Source organism: Streptomyces sp. SCSIO ZS0520 (assembly GCF_025643355.1).
GTDB lineage: Bacteria > Actinomycetota > Actinomycetes > Streptomycetales > Streptomycetaceae > Streptomyces > Streptomyces physcomitrii.
In genome coordinates this window covers 7354117-7370368 of record NZ_CP092644.1, presented here as the reverse complement: position 1 = coordinate 7370368, position 16252 = coordinate 7354117, and the positions used below count along the sequence as shown (strand labels likewise).

The 16252-nt window shown below is 73.2% G+C and carries 14 protein-coding genes; 9 read left to right on the top strand and 5 right to left on the bottom strand.

The window, feature by feature from the left end:
• Positions 1-183: 183 nt before the first annotated feature.
• On the bottom strand, positions 184-1320 hold the full coding sequence (locus MID12_RS30110; RefSeq protein WP_263172203.1) for an 8-amino-7-oxononanoate synthase: 1137 nt from the start codon (positions 1318-1320) through the stop codon (positions 184-186).
• A 222-nt stretch (positions 1321-1542) separates the two neighbouring features.
• Between MID12_RS30110 and bioB the strand changes: the two genes are divergently transcribed.
• From bioB to bioD, 3 genes are read left to right on the top strand one after another with little or no spacing between them, the layout of a single operon-like run.
• The gene (gene bioB, locus MID12_RS30105) at positions 1543-2742 is read left to right on the top strand and encodes a biotin synthase BioB (RefSeq protein WP_040255248.1); all 1200 of its coding nucleotides are present in this window, start codon (positions 1543-1545) and stop codon (positions 2740-2742) included.
• The gene (locus MID12_RS30100; protein WP_263172200.1) at positions 2735-3997 is read left to right on the top strand and encodes an adenosylmethionine--8-amino-7-oxononanoate transaminase; all 1263 of its coding nucleotides are present in this window, start codon (positions 2735-2737) and stop codon (positions 3995-3997) included. Before bioB ends, MID12_RS30100 begins: the two co-directional genes overlap by 8 nt.
• A 48-nt stretch (positions 3998-4045) precedes the next feature.
• On the top strand, positions 4046-4780 hold the full coding sequence (gene bioD, locus MID12_RS30095) for a dethiobiotin synthase (RefSeq protein ID WP_263172199.1): 735 nt from the start codon (positions 4046-4048) through the stop codon (positions 4778-4780).
• A 93-nt stretch (positions 4781-4873) separates the two neighbouring features.
• Here bioD and MID12_RS30090 read toward each other — a convergent pair whose 3' ends face one another.
• From MID12_RS30090 to MID12_RS30075, 4 genes are all read right to left on the bottom strand, one after another.
• Complete coding sequence (locus MID12_RS30090; protein WP_263172198.1) at positions 4874-5212, bottom strand: fic family toxin-antitoxin system, toxin component; 339 nt, start codon at positions 5210-5212, stop codon at positions 4874-4876.
• Between the two features lie 283 nt (positions 5213-5495).
• The gene (locus MID12_RS30085) at positions 5496-5723 is read right to left on the bottom strand and encodes a hypothetical protein (protein ID WP_040255244.1); all 228 of its coding nucleotides are present in this window, start codon (positions 5721-5723) and stop codon (positions 5496-5498) included.
• Positions 5724-5855: 132 nt separating this feature from the next.
• Positions 5856-7394, bottom strand: coding sequence for a SpoIIE family protein phosphatase (locus tag MID12_RS30080; RefSeq protein ID WP_263172195.1), 1539 nt, complete (start codon positions 7392-7394; stop codon positions 5856-5858).
• A gap of 181 nt (positions 7395-7575) precedes the next feature.
• Complete coding sequence (locus tag MID12_RS30075) at positions 7576-8874, bottom strand: ROK family protein (RefSeq protein ID WP_263172194.1); 1299 nt, start codon at positions 8872-8874, stop codon at positions 7576-7578.
• Positions 8875-9065: 191 nt separating this feature from the next.
• On the opposite strand from MID12_RS30075, the gene MID12_RS30070 reads away from it, so the two are divergent.
• The 6 genes from MID12_RS30070 to MID12_RS30045 all read left to right on the top strand — a co-directional run bounded on the left by MID12_RS30070 (position 9066) and on the right by MID12_RS30045 (position 16222).
• Positions 9066-10382, top strand: coding sequence for an extracellular solute-binding protein (locus MID12_RS30070; RefSeq protein WP_263172193.1), 1317 nt, complete (start codon positions 9066-9068; stop codon positions 10380-10382).
• A 13-nt stretch (positions 10383-10395) separates the two neighbouring features.
• A complete protein-coding gene (locus MID12_RS30065; RefSeq protein WP_263172191.1) occupies positions 10396-11400 on the top strand; it encodes a carbohydrate ABC transporter permease in 1005 nt (334 codons plus the stop codon).
• Positions 11393-12265 carry a carbohydrate ABC transporter permease gene (locus MID12_RS30060; protein WP_040255239.1) on the top strand — a complete coding sequence of 291 codons (873 nt, stop codon included), beginning with the start codon at positions 11393-11395 and terminating at the stop codon, positions 12263-12265. The genes MID12_RS30065 and MID12_RS30060 overlap by 8 nt, the downstream gene beginning before the upstream one ends.
• The gene (locus MID12_RS30055) at positions 12262-13671 is read left to right on the top strand and encodes a GH1 family beta-glucosidase (RefSeq protein ID WP_263172189.1); all 1410 of its coding nucleotides are present in this window, start codon (positions 12262-12264) and stop codon (positions 13669-13671) included. Before MID12_RS30060 ends, MID12_RS30055 begins: the two co-directional genes overlap by 4 nt.
• Before the next feature lie 52 nt (positions 13672-13723).
• Entirely contained in the window at positions 13724-15502 is a 1779-nt protein-coding gene (locus tag MID12_RS30050; RefSeq protein ID WP_263172187.1) for a coagulation factor 5/8 type domain-containing protein, read from the top strand.
• Between the two features lie 144 nt (positions 15503-15646).
• Positions 15647-16222, top strand: coding sequence for a M23 family metallopeptidase (locus tag MID12_RS30045; protein ID WP_263172184.1), 576 nt, complete (start codon positions 15647-15649; stop codon positions 16220-16222).
• Positions 16223-16252 lie beyond the last annotated feature (30 nt).

The window sequence follows — 16252 nt, the reverse complement described above, 5'->3', positions numbered from 1 at the left end:
ACTGCGGCGTGCCCTCGGTCCGGACCCGGGCCGGTGCAGGGGGACAGCGTGCCACCGCGGCCGTCCCCGCAGGGCCCCGGCCACCCGGAAGTGCGGACAACTGTCGCCCGATGCGGTGAAATCCGCGCGGTCACCGCTCACCGCGCCCGGGCCGCCGACTCCGTTGCGGTTGCCCGGCCGGGCTCAGCGCGGCGCGGTCGCGACGATCACCCGTACCGCCTCGGTGATCTGAGCGGGCGTCAGATCGGCGCGGGCGGTCAGGCGCAGGCGCGAGATGCCGTCGGGTACCGAGGGCGGGCGGAAGCAGCCCACCGAGACGCCCTTCTCCCGGCAGTCGGCGGCCCATTGGAGGGCCTGCCCGGGTGAGGGCGCGCGGACCGAGACCACGGCGGCGTCGGGGCGTACCGCCTCGAGACCCGCCTCGGTCAGGCGCGCGTGCAGGTCGCGGGCGACGGTACGGACCGCCTCGGGGCGCCCCGGCTCGCGCTCGACCAGGCGCAGGGCACCGAGGGCGGCGCCCACCGCGGCGGGCGCGAGGCCGGTGTCGAAGATGAAGGTGCGGGCGGTGTTCACCAGGTGGTCGATGACCCGGGCCGGGCCGAGCACCGCACCGCCCTGGCTGCCGAGGGACTTGGAGAGGGTCACGGTCGCCACCACGTCCCCGTCGCCCGCGAGTCCCGCCGCGGCCGGGGCCCCGCGCCCGCCGGGACCGAGCACCCCGAGGCCGTGGGCGTCGTCCACCAGCAGGGCCGCGCCGAACTCGCGGCAGACCCCGGCGAGCGCGGTGAGCGGGGCGGCGTCCCCGTCCACCGAGAAGACGGAGTCGGAGACGGCGAGCGCCGGGCCCGGGTGGCCGTCGAGGTTCTTGCGCAGCGCGTCGAGGTCGCCGTGCGGGATGACCTGGGTGGTGCCGCGGGCCAGTCGGCAACCGTCGATCAGCGAGGCGTGGTTGGCGGCGTCCGAGACGATCAGGGAGCCGTGCGGGGCGAGCGTGGTGAGGGCGGCGAGGTTGGCGGCGTAGCCCGAGGACAGGACGAGGGCCGACTCGAAACCGCAGAAGGCGGCGAGTTCCGCCTCCAGTTCGGCGTGCAGTGCGGTGGAGCCGGTGACCAGGCGGGAGCCGGTCGCCCCGGCGCCCCAGTGCCGGGCCGCCTCGGCGGCGGCGCCGGTCACCTCGGGGTGCCGGGCGAGGCCGAGGTAGTCGTTGCCCGCGAGATCGAGCAGCGGGGAGTCGGCGGGCCGGGGGCGCAGGGTGCGCACCAGACCCGCGCGGTGCCGCAGCCGGGCCTGCTCCTCAATCCAGTCGAACGGTCCAGCCATGCGTTCCTCCGGCCCGGGCCAAGGGCCCGTCGTGCGGATCACGCGGAGCCGACCGGGTCCCCGGGTCCACACGACGGGCCCACAGTGCGGTTTTGTAGGCAGTGCACAGACCCTAGCGGGACTGCCAGGCCACCACTGTGTGGCAATACCCACACGTCGCGGGCCCTGTCTTGTCCCTTCCCGCCTTGGCCCGGGGCGGGGGCGTAGGCGAGGATCGGGCGCATGGACCTGCTGAACACGCTGGTGGACAAGGGGCTTCGGCGCGAGCTGCCGAGCCGTGAAGAGGCGCTGGCCGTACTGGCCACTTCCGACGACGAGATCCTCGATGTGGTGGCCGCGGCCGGCAAGGTACGGCGGCAGTGGTTCGGGCGCCGGGTGAAACTCAACTACCTGGTCAACCTCAAGTCGGGCCTGTGCCCCGAGGACTGCTCCTACTGTTCGCAGCGCCTCGGCTCCACGGCCGGGATCCTCAAGTACACCTGGCTCAAGCCCGACGAGGCCTCGAAGGCCGCCGCCGCGGGTGTCGCGGGCGGCGCCAAGCGGGTCTGCCTGGTGGCCAGCGGCCGCGGGCCGACGGACCGCGATGTGACCCGGGTCTCGGAGACCATCGAGACGATCAAGGAGCAGAACGAGGGCATCGAGGTCTGCGCCTGCCTCGGCCTGCTCTCCGACGGCCAGGCCGAGCGGCTGCGCACCGCGGGCGCCGACGCCTACAACCACAACCTCAACACCTCCGAGGGCACCTACGGCAAGATCACCACCACGCACACCTTCGAGGACCGCGTGGACACCGTGCACCAGGCCCAGGCGGCGGGGCTCTCCGCCTGCTCGGGGCTGATCGCGGGCATGGGCGAGAGCGCCGAGGACCTGGTGGACGTGGTCTTCTCGCTGCGCGAGCTGGACCCGGACTCGGTGCCGGTCAACTTCCTGATCCCCTTCGAGGGCACCCCCCTGGCCAAGGAGTGGCACCTCACCCCGCAGCACTGCCTGCGCATCCTCGCCATGGTCCGCTTCGTCTGCCCGGACGTGGAGGTCCGGATCGCGGGCGGCCGCGAGGTGCACCTGCGCTCGCTGCAGCCGCTCGCCCTGCACCTGGCGAACTCCATCTTCCTGGGCGACTACCTGACCAGTGAGGGCCAGGCGGGCAAGGCCGACCTGGACATGATCGCGGACGCGGGCTTCGAGGTGGAGGGCGCGGACACCACGACCCTGCCGGAGCACCGCGCGGACGCGGCCGGATCCTGCGGCACCGGCTCCTGCGGTTCCGGCGGCGAGGGCGGCGGCGTCTGCGGCAGCGCGCCCGCCGTGCCCGCCCCGCAGGAGACCGCGGAGCCCGCGGTGGCGGTGGAGTCCGGGGCGCGCACCGACCTGGTGACCGTCCGGCGCCGCGGAGCGGGTACGGACCTCGCGCCCAATGCGTGACCTGCTCGCTCTCGACCGCCGGCACGTCTGGCACCCGTACGGGCCGATGCCGGGCCGGGTGGACCCGCTCGTCGTGGAATCGGCGAGCGGGGTCCGGCTCCGGCTGGCCGACGGGGGCGAGCTGGTGGACGGCATGTCCTCCTGGTGGTCGGCCATCCACGGCTACAACCACCCGGTGCTCAACGAGGCCGTACGGGGACAGCTGGACCGGATGAGCCATGTCATGTTCGGCGGGCTCACCCACGAGCCCGCCGTCCGGCTGGCGAAGACCCTGGTCGACATCACGCCCGAGGGCCTGGAGCACGTCTTCCTCGCGGACTCCGGTTCGGTCTCGGTCGAGGTCGCGCTCAAGATGGCCCTGCAGTACTGGCGCTCGCTCGGGCGGCCCGGCAAGAGGCGCCTGATGACCTGGCGCGGCGGCTACCACGGGGACACCTGGCATCCGATGTCGGTCTGCGACCCGGAGGGCGGCATGCACGAGCTGTGGTCCGGCGCCCTGCCGCGGCAGGTCTTCGCCGGTCCCCCGCCGCGCGCCTACGAGGAGGAGTACGCCGAACAGCTGCGCACCGCCGTCGCCGCGCACGCGGACGAGCTGGCCGCGGTCGTCGTCGAGCCGGTGGTGCAGGGCGCGGGCGGGATGCGCTTCCACTCCGCGGAGTATCTGCGGGTGCTGCGCGAGGCCTGCGACGCCCATGACGTGCTGCTGGTCTTCGACGAGATCGCCACCGGCTTCGGGCGCACCGGCGAGCTGTTCGCCGCGGAGCACGCGGGGGTCACCCCCGATGTGCTCTGCCTCGGCAAGGCGCTCACCGGCGGCTATCTCACGCTGGCGGCGACGCTGTGCACCCCGCGGGTGGCCGAGGGCATCTCGCGGGGCGAGGTGCCGGTGCTCGCGCACGGTCCGACCTTCATGGGCAATCCGCTGGCCACCGCGGTCGCGCAGGCCTCGGTGGACCTGCTGCTCTCGTACGACTGGCGGGCGGAGGTCCGGCGTATCGGCGCGGGCCTGGAGAGCGGTCTCGCCCCGGCGGCCGAGCTGCCGGGGGTCCGGGAGGTGCGGGTGCTCGGCGCCGTCGGTGTCGTCCAGCTCGACCACGAGGTCGACATGGCGGCGGCCACGAAGGCCGCGGTCGAGGAGGGCGTGTGGCTGCGGCCCTTCCGGGATCTCGTCTACACGATGCCGCCGTATGTCGCGGGCGAGGAGGATGTGGCCCGTATCGCGCGGGCCGTGTGCGCCGCGGCGGCGGCGGGCTGAAGGGCTCCCCGGTCAGGGACGGCCGGAGAGCGGGAAAGGTGCGTTGAGGTGACGGTATGGGTGGTCTCCGGTACGGGGACCGAGGTGGGCAAGACGGTGGCGACGGCCGCGCTGGCGGCGGCGGCGCTGGCGGCCGGGCGGACGGTCGCGGTGCTGAAGCCCGCGCAGACCGGTGTCCCGGTCGGTGAGCCGGGGGACGCCGCCGAGGCCGCCCGGCTCGGCGGCCCGGTGACCACGGCCGAACTCGCCCGCTATCCCGAGCCCTTGGCCCCGGCCACCGCCGCGCGGCGGGCGGGGATGGCGCCGCTCAGGCCGGTGGAGATCGCGGAAGCCGCGCAGAAGCTGGCCACCGAGCACGACCTGGTCCTGGTGGAGGGCGCGGGCGGTCTGCTCGTCCGCCTCGACGAGGAGGGCGCGACGCTGGCGGACACCGCGCGGCTGCTCGGGGCGCCGGTGGTGCTCGTCGTGCCCGCGGGGCTCGGCACCCTCAACACGGCGGAGCTGAGCGCGGAGGCGCTGTGGGCCCGGGAGGTGGAGCTGCGCGGCCTGGTGCTCGGCAGCTGGCCGCGGCGGCCCGATCTCGCCGAGCGCTGCAATCTGGCGGACCTGCCCGCGGTCACCGGCGCCCCGCTGCTCGGGGCGGTGCCGGAGGGCGCGGGCGCCCTGCGTCCGGTGGACTTCCGGGCGGCGGCCCCCGGCTGGCTCGCCCCTGACCTGCACGGCAGCTGGCAGGCGGCGGAGTTCACGGCCCGGGAGGCGGCGCCGCCCTACACGGCGGGCTGACGGCCGCCCGGCGGACGGAATCCCCGGCAGCTCGGACGCTTCAGGCCCGGACGCTCGGGGCCCGGAGCCGTCCGACCGGCCGGGCCCCGCGCCTCAGACGCTCCAGCCCTGCAACTGTGCGGCGATGTCCTGCACGCTCGCGCTGCCGTCCTTCACCAGGCGGGCCAGGTCCCGTACCTGCTCCGGGGAGGTGGCGACCTTCAGTCCGCTCGCCACCAGGAAGGCGTAGGCGACGGCGGAGGCGAACATCGCGTTGGAGCGTTCCAGCGCCGGTACGTGCAGGAGCTGCTGGAGCAGGGCGGCGGCGCGGGTGTGCGGGGTGTCGTAGACCGGGATGTCGAAGATCTCCGCCTCGTGTCTGCTGACCGCCGCCACCAGGGAGCCCCAGTCGGTGACCTGGGGGTCACCGGGCGTGTTCTGTTCGGCCACCATGAGGAGCCAGGCGAGGTCGATCCGCAGGTTGATGTCGGCTCCCGGTGAGGTCTCGGCGGCGGTTCGCCGTCCGTGTACGGCACGTCGAGGGGCGCCGTCCTGGCCTCGGGCGGGGGGCCGGACCGCGCCTTCGGTGATCAGTATTCCGTATGCCCCGCCGGGATCGAGGGCGGCTCAGGCCGGGGAGCCGGGCGGCGCCGTGGCCCTCGCGGCGCTCAACTCGGCTTGGTGCGGAGGCAGTTGCCCCTCGCGGCGCAGAGCAGGGGGGCGGGCGGTGCCGCCGTCAGCGGCGGCCCTCGCGCTCCGGCCCGAACTCCTCGGCGAAGACGGACTCGTACTGCTTCATGAAGTCGGCGGCGGCCTGGACGAAGGTCTGCCCGGCCTCGCCGACGTCCTGGCGGACGAGTTCCTCGATGTACTTGTTGACGCTCATGCCTCGGGCCCCCGCTCGTTCCCGCGCGGCCCGGGCGGTGACCTCGTCCACGCGTACGTTCAACTGAGTCTTGGCCATACCCCGAAGCTAGCGCCCTCCCGCTAGCATCCGCAAGGGGGAAGCGGGCGGAGAGGGCGGCCCGCGGAGAACCCCTGTCCCGGTGGCCCCGGGCGGCTCTGCGGATTCAGCAGCCGTGGCCGTCGGCCGGACTCATGGGCCGGGGCCCGGGCCGCCCGGCGGCGGCCCCGCCCGGGCGATGAGCAGGGCGACGTCGTCGTGGTCCCCGTAGTGGCGCAGCCGGTAGAGCAGCAGGTCGCAGGTGTCCTCGATCGGGCGGGCCGGATCGTCGAAGGCGTCGAGGAGGGTGCGCAGGCCCTCGTCGAGCGGCTGGTCGCGGGTCTCCACCAGGCCGTCCGTGTAGAGGACGAGCTGATCGCCCTCGTGCAAGTCGATACGGGCGCCGGTGAAGCCGGGGCCGCAGCCGCCGAGCGGGGCGCCCGGGTCGAGGTCGAGCAGGGTGCGGCTGCCGTCCGCGCGGTGCAGCAGCGGCGGCAGATGCCCGGCGAGGGAGAGGTGGCACTGCGCGGTGCGGGGGTCGTAGACCGCGTAGACGCAGGTGGCGATGGCCTCGCCCAGGCCGTCGGTGATGTGGTCGAGGTGGTGCAGGACCTGGGCGGGCGGGAGGTCGAGGTCGGCCAGGGTGCGGGTGGCGGTGCGCAGCTGCCCCATGGTGGCGGCGGAGACCACGCCGCTGCCCATGACGTCGCCGACCACCAGGGCGGTCTTCTCGCCGTCCAGGGGGATCACGTCGAACCAGTCGCCGCCGATCTCGATGGTCTCCTGCGCCGGGCGGTAGCGGACGGCGACCTCCAGGCCGGGGCGGCGCGGGGGCGTGTGCGGCAGCAGGCTGCGCTGGAGGGTGAGGGCGGTGTGCCGCTGCTCCTCGACGGCGCGGTGCCGGTCGGTGACGTCCACGCTGGAAGTGGCGACGCCGAGCACCTTGCCGTTGGGGGCCTCCAGGCGGAAGAAGGAGATCGACCAGGCGTGGTCGTGATCGGGGTCGGCGGGGGTGCGGCCGACGGTGTACTGGTCGAGCACCGGCACCCCGGTGGCCAGCACCTCCCGCATCGCCTCGGTGAAGGAGTCGTGCAGGAAGGGCACCACCTCGTGGATGTGCTTGCCGATGTGGTCCTCGGCGGGCACCCCGTTCATCCGCTCCTCGGCCGGGTTGACCGAGACGTACCGCAGGTCGGTGTCGAGGACGGCGAGGCCGATCGGCGACTGCGCGACCAGCCGGGTGGAGAGCGCCAGATCGCGTTCCACCCGCCGCAGCCGCGCCTGGTCGGTGGCGAGGCCCAGGGCGTAGAACCCGCGCTTCTCGTCCTGGAGCCGCATATTGCGGAACTCCACCAGGCGCATGCCGCCGTCCCGGTGCTTGACCGGGAAGACCCCCGCCCAGCTGGAACCGCTCTCCATGACCTGGGTGAACAGCCTGAGCACCTGCTCCAGATGCTGGTCGAAGACGAGGAGCCGGCCCGCGAACTGGCCGAGGGCCTCCTCGGCGCGGTAGCCGAACAGCTCCTCGGCCTGCGGGCTCCACAGCCGGATCCGGCCCTCCTCGTCGAGGACGACGGCGGCCACGCCGAGCACGTCGAGGAGCCCGCCCGTGTGGGAGCTGCCCACCTCCCCCGGGTCTCCGGACCCGGTGACAGCCTCGGACTCGCCCGGCAAGGGCTCGGTCGCACCCATGTACGCGGGCCTCCTTCCGGTCGCCGGCACCGGGCCGCGGCCCGGCGGACCTCGACGCGGCGCCCACGGTCCGGGCCGGTCCAGTCCGCTCCCTCCATGGTCCACCTACCGGGTGCACCCGCGCACCCCGCGCGGCTCGGCGGTCGCCGGAGAGGAGGCACCGGGTGCCGGTCCGGGCTCCTCAGGCCATGCGTCCGTCGAGGGAGGCCCGCCAGGCGGGGTGCGGCAGCGGGGCCTCGGGCGCGGGCGCCCGGCGCCCGCCCCGGGCGAAGAAGTCGGCCAGCGGCAGCGTCGCGGCGCCCACGGTCACCGCGTCCGGGCCGAGGCGGCCCAGCTCGATGGCGACCTGCCGGGCGGGGTGGCGCAGGGCGTAGGCCTGGGCGTGCTCGCGCACCGCGGCCAGGAAGCGGGTGCCCAGCTGGAGCCCGGCCCAGCCGCCGACCAGGATGCGCTCGGGCCGGAAGAGGTTGATGAGGTCGGACATGCCCGCCCCCAGGTACTCGGCGGTCTCGGCGAGGACGGCCGCGGCCACCGGGTCGCCGGGTCCGCCGTCCGCGGGGTGCGCGGCGGCGAGCATCGCGGCGAGCGCGGTCTCCTCGTCGGCGTCCGCGGGGGGCTCGCCCCCGGCCTCCCGCCAGCGGGCGAGCAGCGCCTCGGCCCCGGCGTAGGCCTCCAGGCAGCCGAGCGCCCCGCAGCGGCACCGCCTGCCCCGCACCCGTACGGTCAGATGCCCCCACTCGACGGCCCGCCCGTGCGCGGACCCCTCGCTCACCACGCAGGCCCCGACCCCGGAGCCGAAGAGCACCACCACGGCGTCCCGGGCGCCGCGTCCGGCGCCGAACCAGACCTCGGCCTGGCCCAGGGTCTTGGCGCCGTTGTCGATGAAATACGGGACCTGCGGCGGGAGTTGGCCGGTCAGCCGGAGCAGGTGCTCCAGCGGGACGGCGTCCCAGCCGATGGTCTGGCCGTGCACCAGGGCGCCGTCCTCGGCGGTGTGCTCGATGATCCCGGGCACGCCGATGCCGACGCCGAGCAGCGCCTCGGCGGACATGCCGGTGGCGGCGAGGACCTCGGCGATGCCGTCCCGGACGTGGTCGACGATGGCGCCGACCTCGTAGGCGCCGCGGCCCTCGGGGGGCAAGGGGCGTTCGGTGCGGGCGAGTTCGGCCAGGGTCAGGTCGAAGAGCTCGACGCGGACCCGGGTCTCGCCGATGTCCACGCCGATCAGATGGCCGCTGCCGGGGGCGGTGCGCAGCAGGGTGCGGGGGCGGCCGCGGTCGGAGTCGATACTGCCGGTCTCCTCCAGGAGGCCCTCGGTGAGGAGTTCGCCGACCACATTGCTGACAGAACCCGAACTCAGTCCGGTGGCGGGGCCCAACTGGTGGCGGCTCATGGGGCCTTCGAAGTAGAGGGCCCGCAGAACCGAGGCTCGGTTCTCCCTTCGCAGGTCACGGACCGTTCGGCTGCCGCGTGCTGCCACCTGACCTCCAAGTCGGCCGGAACCGGGCCGGGTCCGTCCTCAAGATACCCCTGCCGGATGTCTTGACCGACCCTTCTCCCACGGTTTAACTCACGTCGTGAATTAAACCGTGGGGGACTTCAGAAGTCGAATGCGGTGCCGTCCGGCGCTCCCGTTCGCGGCCCCGTCTCCCGGAAGGGACCACAGGACTCATGCGCACCACACTCGCGGCCAGAGGGGCCGTCCTCCTCGCCCTCGCCCTCGCAGTCCCGGCCTGCGGCGGCGGCACCGACACCGGCGGCGGCTCCAACGACTCGCCCAAGACGCTCACGTACTGGGCCTCGAACCAGGGCGCCAACGCCGAGGTCGACAAGAAGGTGCTGAAGCCGGAGCTGGCCAAGTTCGAGAAGCAGACCGGCATCAAGGTGAAGCTGGAGGTGGTCCCCTGGTCGGAGCTGCTGAACCGCATCCTCACCGCCACCACCTCCGGTCAGGGCCCCGACGTCCTCAACATCGGCAACACCTGGAGCGCCTCGCTGCAGGCCACCGGCGCCCTGCTGCCCTGGGACGGGAAGAACTTCGAGAGCATCGGCGGCCGGGACCGCTTCGTGGAGTCCGCCCTGCAGTCCACCGGCGCCCCGGGCCAGGCGCCCGCCGCGGTGCCGCTCTACTCGATGGCGTACGCCCTCTACTACAACAAGCAGCTCTTCAAGGAGGCGGGCATCGCCGAACCGCCCGCCACCTGGGACGAGTTGGTGGCCGCGGGGCAGAAGGTGCGGGCCGAGAAGGGCGTCTGGGGGCTGGGCGCGGAGGGCGCGAACCCCTCCGAGAACATCCACCAGGTCTTCGTGCTCGGCAAGCAGCACGGCGCCGACTTCTTCACCCCCGAGGGCGAGGCGGACTTCACCTCCAAGGGCGCGGTCGCGGCCGTCAAGCAGTACGTGGACCTGATGGCGAAGGACAAGGTGATCGCGCCCGGCAACGCCGAGTACGCGCAGAACCAGTCGGTCAGCGACTTCGCCAAGGGCAGGACGGCGATGCTGCTCTGGCAGACCGCCTCGGCGAGCCTGGAGACGATGGGGATGAAGGACTCCGAGTGGGGGCTCGCGCCCGCGCCCGTCCGCTCGGGCTCCCCCGGCAGCGGCGCCCAGGTCAACTCGATGGCCGCCGGGATCAACATGGCCGTCTTCAAGAGCACCCGCAATCTCGACGGGGCGAAGGCCTTCGTGAAGTTCATGACCGGCGACGCCGAGCAGAAGATCCTCAACAAGGCCTACGGCTCGATCCCGCCGGTGAAGTCGGCGCAGCGGGACTCCTTCTTCCACACCCCCGTCACCTCCGCCCTGCGCGAGACCCTCGCCACCAGTGCCGCGGCCCTGCCGCAGGTGCCCGACGAGTCGCAGTTCGAGACCGCGGTGGGCTCGGCGGTCAAGGAGCTGCTCGCGGACGCCGCGGCCGGACGGTCCGTCACCACCGCCTCGGTCCGCGCCGCGCTGGACAAGGCGCAGCAGCAGATGCCGAAGAAGTGAGCCGGCCGCTGCCATGACGACCGCACCCGCCACGACCCCCGGGACGCCGCGCAAGGAGCCGGGCCCGCCCGCCGGGCCCGGCCCCGCGCCCGCCCGCCGCCGCCCCGGCCGCCTGCGCCGGATCGGCCTGCCCTACCTGCTGCTCCTGCCCGCGCTGCTGCTCGAACTCCTGGTCCATCTGGTGCCGATGGTCAGCGGGGTGGTGATGAGCTTCAAGCAGCTCACCCAGTTCACCCTGCGCGACTGGGGCACCGCGCCCTGGACGGCCTTCGACAACTACCGGGTGGCGGTGGACTTCGACGCCCCGGTCGGCCGGGAGCTGCTCCACTCCTTCTTCGTCACCTGCGGATTCACCGTGCTCTCGGTGCTGCTGTGCTGGCTGCTCGGCACCGCCGCCGCGCTCTACATGCAGGACGCCTTCCGGGGGCGCGGCCTGCTCCGCGCGCTCTTCCTCGTCCCGTACGCGCTGCCCGTCTACGCCGCCGTCATCACCTGGGTCTTCATGTTCCAGCACGACAACGGCCTGGTGAACCACGTGCTGCACGACCAGCTCGGCGTCACCGACGGGCGGCCCTTCTGGCTGATCGGCGACAACAGCTTCTACGCCCTGGTGACCGTCTCGGTGTGGAAGAACTGGCCCTTCGCCTTCCTCATCGTCACCGCGGGACTCCAGAACGTCCCCAAGGAGCTGTACGAGGCCGCCGCCCTGGACGGCTCCGGGATGTGGCAGCAGATCCGGCACATCACGCTGCCCTCGCTGCGGCCGGTCAACCAGGTCCTGGTCCTGGTGCTGTTCCTGTGGACCTTCAACGACTTCAACACCCCGTACCTGCTCTTCGGCAAGTCCGCGCCCGACGCCGCCGACATCCTCTCGATCCACATCTACGAATCCTCGTTCGTCACCTGGAACTTCGGCTCCGGGGCGGCGATGTCGGTCCTGCTGCTGCTCTTCCTGCTGCTCGTCACGGGCACCTATCTGCTGCTCACCTCGCGAGGAAGGAAGGCACGCCATGCCTGAGGCCGCCGCACCGCGCCGCTCCCCCACGGCCGCGCCCCGCTCCTTCGTCTGGTCGCGGGCGCTCTTCCTCACCCTGCTCTCCGGCTTCGTGCTGCTGCCGGTGTACGTGATGCTCTCCAGCTCGCTCAAGCCGCTCCAGGACGTCTCGGGCGCCTTCCGGTGGCTGCCCGGCGAGGTCACGCTGAGCCCGTACGCCGACATCTGGTCGACCATCCCGCTGGCCCGCTACTTCCTCAACTCGCTGCTGGTGGCGGGCGCGGCGACCGTCTGCTCGGTGGTGGTCGCGGTCTTCGCCGCCTACGCGGTCAGCCGCTACGAGTTCCGCGGCAAGCGGGTCTTCACCGTCACCGTGCTGTCCACCCAGATGTTCCCCGGCATCCTCTTCCTGCTGCCGCTGTTCCTGCTCTACGTGAACATCGGCAACGCCACCGGGATCGCCCTCTTCGGCTCCCGGGGCGGGCTGATCCTCACCTATCTGACCTTCTCGCTGCCCTTCTCGGTCTGGATGCTGATCGGCTACCTGGAATCGGTGCCCCGGGACCTGGACGAGGCGGCCCTGGTCGACGGCTGCGGACCGCTCGGCGCGCTCTTCCGGGTGGTCGTCCCGGCGGCGATGCCCGGCATCGTCGCGGTCACCGTCTACTCCTTCATGACCGCCTGGGGCGAGGTCCTCTTCGCCTCGGTGCTGACCAACGACACCACCCGCACCCTCGCCGTGGGCCTCCAGGGCTACGCCACCCAGACCGACGTCTACTGGAACCAGGTCATGGCCGCCTCCCTGGTGGTGAGCGTCCCGGTGGTCGCGGGCTTCCTGCTGCTCCAGCGCTACCTGGTCGCCGGACTCACCGCGGGCGCCGTCAAATGAGCCCCTCCCCCGACGACCTCCCCGACCGCGAAAGGACTCCCGTGCCCCCCACCCCCGACCTCTCCGCGCTGCCGCCCGACTTCCTCTGGGGCACGGCCACCTCGGCGTACCAGATCGAGGGCGCCGTCGCCGAGGACGGCCGCGCGCCCTCCATCTGGGACACCTTCGCGCACCGGCCCGGCACCGTCGACGGCGGCGACACCGGCGACGTGGCCTGCGACCACTACCACCGCTGGCGCGAGGACATCGCGCTGATGCGGCAGCTGGGCACCGACGCCTACCGGCTCTCGGTGGCCTGGCCGCGGGTGCTGCCCGGCGGCGACGGCCCCGTCAACGCCAAGGGCCTGGACTTCTACGAGCAGTTGGTGGACGGACTCCTGGAAGCGGGCATCACCCCCTCGGTGACCCTCTACCACTGGGACCTGCCGCAGGCCCTCCAGGACCGGGGCGGCTGGCCCGAGCGGGACACCGCCGAGGCCTTCGCCGCGTACGCCGCGGTCGTCGCCGGCCGCCTCGGCGACCGCGTCACCCACTGGGCCACCCTCAACGAGCCCCTCTGCTCCGCCTGGATCGGGCACCTGGAGGGCCGGATGGCACCGGGGCTGAAGGACCTGACCGCCGCGGTGCGCTCCTCCTACCACCTGCTCCTCGGGCACGGCCTGGCCACCGCGGCGATCCGCGCGGCGGTGCCGGGCGCCGAGGTCGGCATCGTCACCAACCACTCCCCCGTGCACCCGGCCTCCGACAACCCCGCCGACCTCGGCGCGGCCCGCCGGATGGACGGCCACACCAACCGCTGGTGGCTCGACCCGCTGTACGGGCGCGGCTTCCCCGCCGACATGCGCGACCTCTACGGGGTCGAACTCCCGGAGAAGCCGGGCGACTCGGCGGCCATCGCGGCGCCGCTCGACTGGCACGGCCTCAACTACTACTTCCCCGAGACGGTCCAGGACGACCCGCTGGGCCCGGTGCCGCACGCCCGCTCGGTACGCCGCCCGGACGTACCGCGCACCGGCATGGACTGGGAGGTCGACGCCTCCGGCCTGGAGACCCTGCTGCTGCGGCTGACCCACGGCTACGGGGCACGCCGCCTCTACGTCACCGAGAACGGCTCCTCCTTCCCGGACACCCTCGGCCCCGACGGCACCGTGGACGACCCGGCGCGCGAGGACTACCTGCTGCGGCACCTGGCGGCCTGCGCCGCCGCGATCCGCAAGGGCGCCCCGCTGGCGGGCTACTTCGCCTGGTCGCTCCTGGACAACTTCGAGTGGGCGTACGGCTACGACAAGCGCTTCGGCCTGGTCCACGTCGACTACGCGAGCCAGCGCCGCACCATCAAGTCCAGCGGCCACCGCTACGCCGAGGTCATCCGCGCCCACCGCGAACAGGCCGCCCGCGCCGCCTGAACCCGCCCCACCGCACCTCCGGTCCCACCCCCCACACCCAAGGGAGCGCCCGATGTCAGACTCTGCGCGCCGCACCCCGCCCGTCTCCCGCCGCGCCCTGCTCGCGGGCGCCGCGGCCACCGGCGCCGCCGCGGCCCTCGGCGCGGCGACCACCGGCTCCGCCTCCGCCGCCCCGCGCGCGGGACGGGCCGCCGCCCCCGACCTCGGCCCCAACGCCCTGGTCTTCGACCCCTCGATGTCCGCCGAGTCGATCCAGGCGAAGCTGGACGAGGTCTTCGCGCAGCAGGAGCGGGACCAGTTCGGCAGCAGCCGGTACGCGCTGCTCTTCCTGCCGGGCAGCTACCAGGTGGACGCCAACATCGGCTTCAACACCCAGATCCTCGGCCTCGGCCTGTCCCCCGACGACGTGACGATCAACGGCACCGTGCACGCCGAGGCCGACTGGTTCGACGGCAACGCGACCCAGAACTTCTGGCGGGTCGCGGAGAACCTCTCGGTGACCCCGCCGAGCGGCGGCGACCGCTGGGCCGTCTCCCAGGCCGCCCCGTACCGCCGCGTCCACCTGCGCGGCGACCTCGCGCTCGACGACAACGGCTGGGCCAGCGGCGGCTTCCTCGCCGACTCGCGGATCGAGGGGCAGGTGAACTCCGGTACCCAGCAGCAGTGGTTCACCCGCAACTCCGGACTCGGCAGCTGGGCGGGCGCCAACTGGAACATGGTCTTCCTCGGCACCGGCGGCGCCCCCGGCGACTCCTTCCCCGAGCCGCCCTACACCACCGTCGAGCGCACCCCGGTGATCCGCGAGAAGCCCTTCCTCTACGTGGACGAGGGCGGCGCCTACCGCGTCTTCGTACCCGCGCTGCGCACCGACGCCACCGGCACCAGCTGGGAGAACGGCACCCCGCGGGGGGAGTCGCTGCCCGTCGAGGACTTCCTGATCGCCCAGCCGGGCACCCCGGTCGCCGAGATCAACAGCGCGCTGGCGGACGGCAGGCACCTGCTGCTGACCCCCGGCATCCACGAACTGGACGGCACCATCGAGGTCACCCGCGCCGACACCGTGGTCCTCGGTCTGGGCCTGGCGACCCTGACCCCGGCGGGCGGGGCCGCGGCGCTCACCGTCGCCGATGTGGACGGCGTCAAGATCGCCGGGATCCTGGTGGACGCGAACGAGCAGTCCTCGCCGGTCCTCCTGGTGGTGGGCCCGGAGGGCGCGGACGCCGACCACGCGGCCAACCCGACCTCGCTGCACGACGTCTTCTGCCGGGTCGGCGGACGGCACGCGGGCCGGGCCGACGTCAGCCTGGCGATCAACAGCAACCACGTCATCTGCGACCACCTGTGGCTGTGGCGCGGCGACCACGGCGAGGGCATCGGCTGGGACACCAACCCGGCAAAGTACGGACTGATCGTCAACGGCGACGACGTCACCTGCTACGGGCTCTTCGTCGAGCACTACCAGGACTACCAGGTGTACTGGAACGGCGAGCGCGGGCGGACGTACTTCTTCCAGAGCGAGATGCCCTACGACCCGCCGAACCAGGACGCCTGGATGAACCGGGGCACCCGCGGCTTCGCCTCCTACAAGGTGGACGACGCCGTCGACGACCACCAGGCCTTCGGCCTCGGCGTGTACTGCTTCTTCAACGTCGACCCCTCGGTGGTCAGCGAACGCGCCATCGAGGCACCGCAGAAGGAGGGCGTGCGCTTCCGGCACATGGTCACCATCTCGCTCGGCGGCGGCACCGGGACCATCAACCATGTCGTCAACGACACCGGGGGCGCGGTCACTTCGGGCAAGACCGAGGAGAACCTGGTCTCCTATCCCTGACCCGCGGGCGCGGTCGGCGGCCGGGCGCACCCCGCCCCCGCCGGCCGCGGCACCTGCCCCGCGGCGGCCGCCGCGGGAATGTATCCGCTTTGTATGCCCGCCCCCTTGAATCGCCGGGTCACCCGACGATCCAAGGGGAGAACCATGCACAGACACATGCGCCGGCTGCTGGCCGCCGCGGGGACCGCCGCCGCCGTGCTGGCCACCGCTCCGCTCGCCTCCGCGGCCACCCAGGAGAGCGCCGCGGGAGTCGGCGTGCTGGCGAGGCCCGCCTTCAAGCTGCCCTTCGACTGCGGCCAGAGCTGGCGCGGCAGCAACTGGGACGGGCACAGCCCGGCGCACTCCATCGACTTCAACCACTACGACGCGAACGGCACCCCGGACGACTTCGGCCGCCGCGTCTTCGCCAGCGCGGGCGGCACGGTCCTCGCCTCGCACTACGCCACCGACACCGGTTACGGGAACACCATCGTGATCGGGCACGGCGGCGGCTGGCAGACCCGCTACGCGCACCTGAGCGCGCGCGACGTGCAGGTGGGCGACACGGTCAAGGTCGGCCAGCAGATCGGCAAGGTCGGCAAGTCCTCCGCGCTCTACGACCTCTCCCCGCACCTGCACTACGAGCAGATACAGAACGGGAGCGTCGTCGTCTCCGTGCTGCAGGGCGTGACCTGGAACGACTTCCTGGTGCGCTACCAGACCAGCACCAACCGCTGCTGACCTCGCGGCGGCCGGGCCCGGGCACGGGGC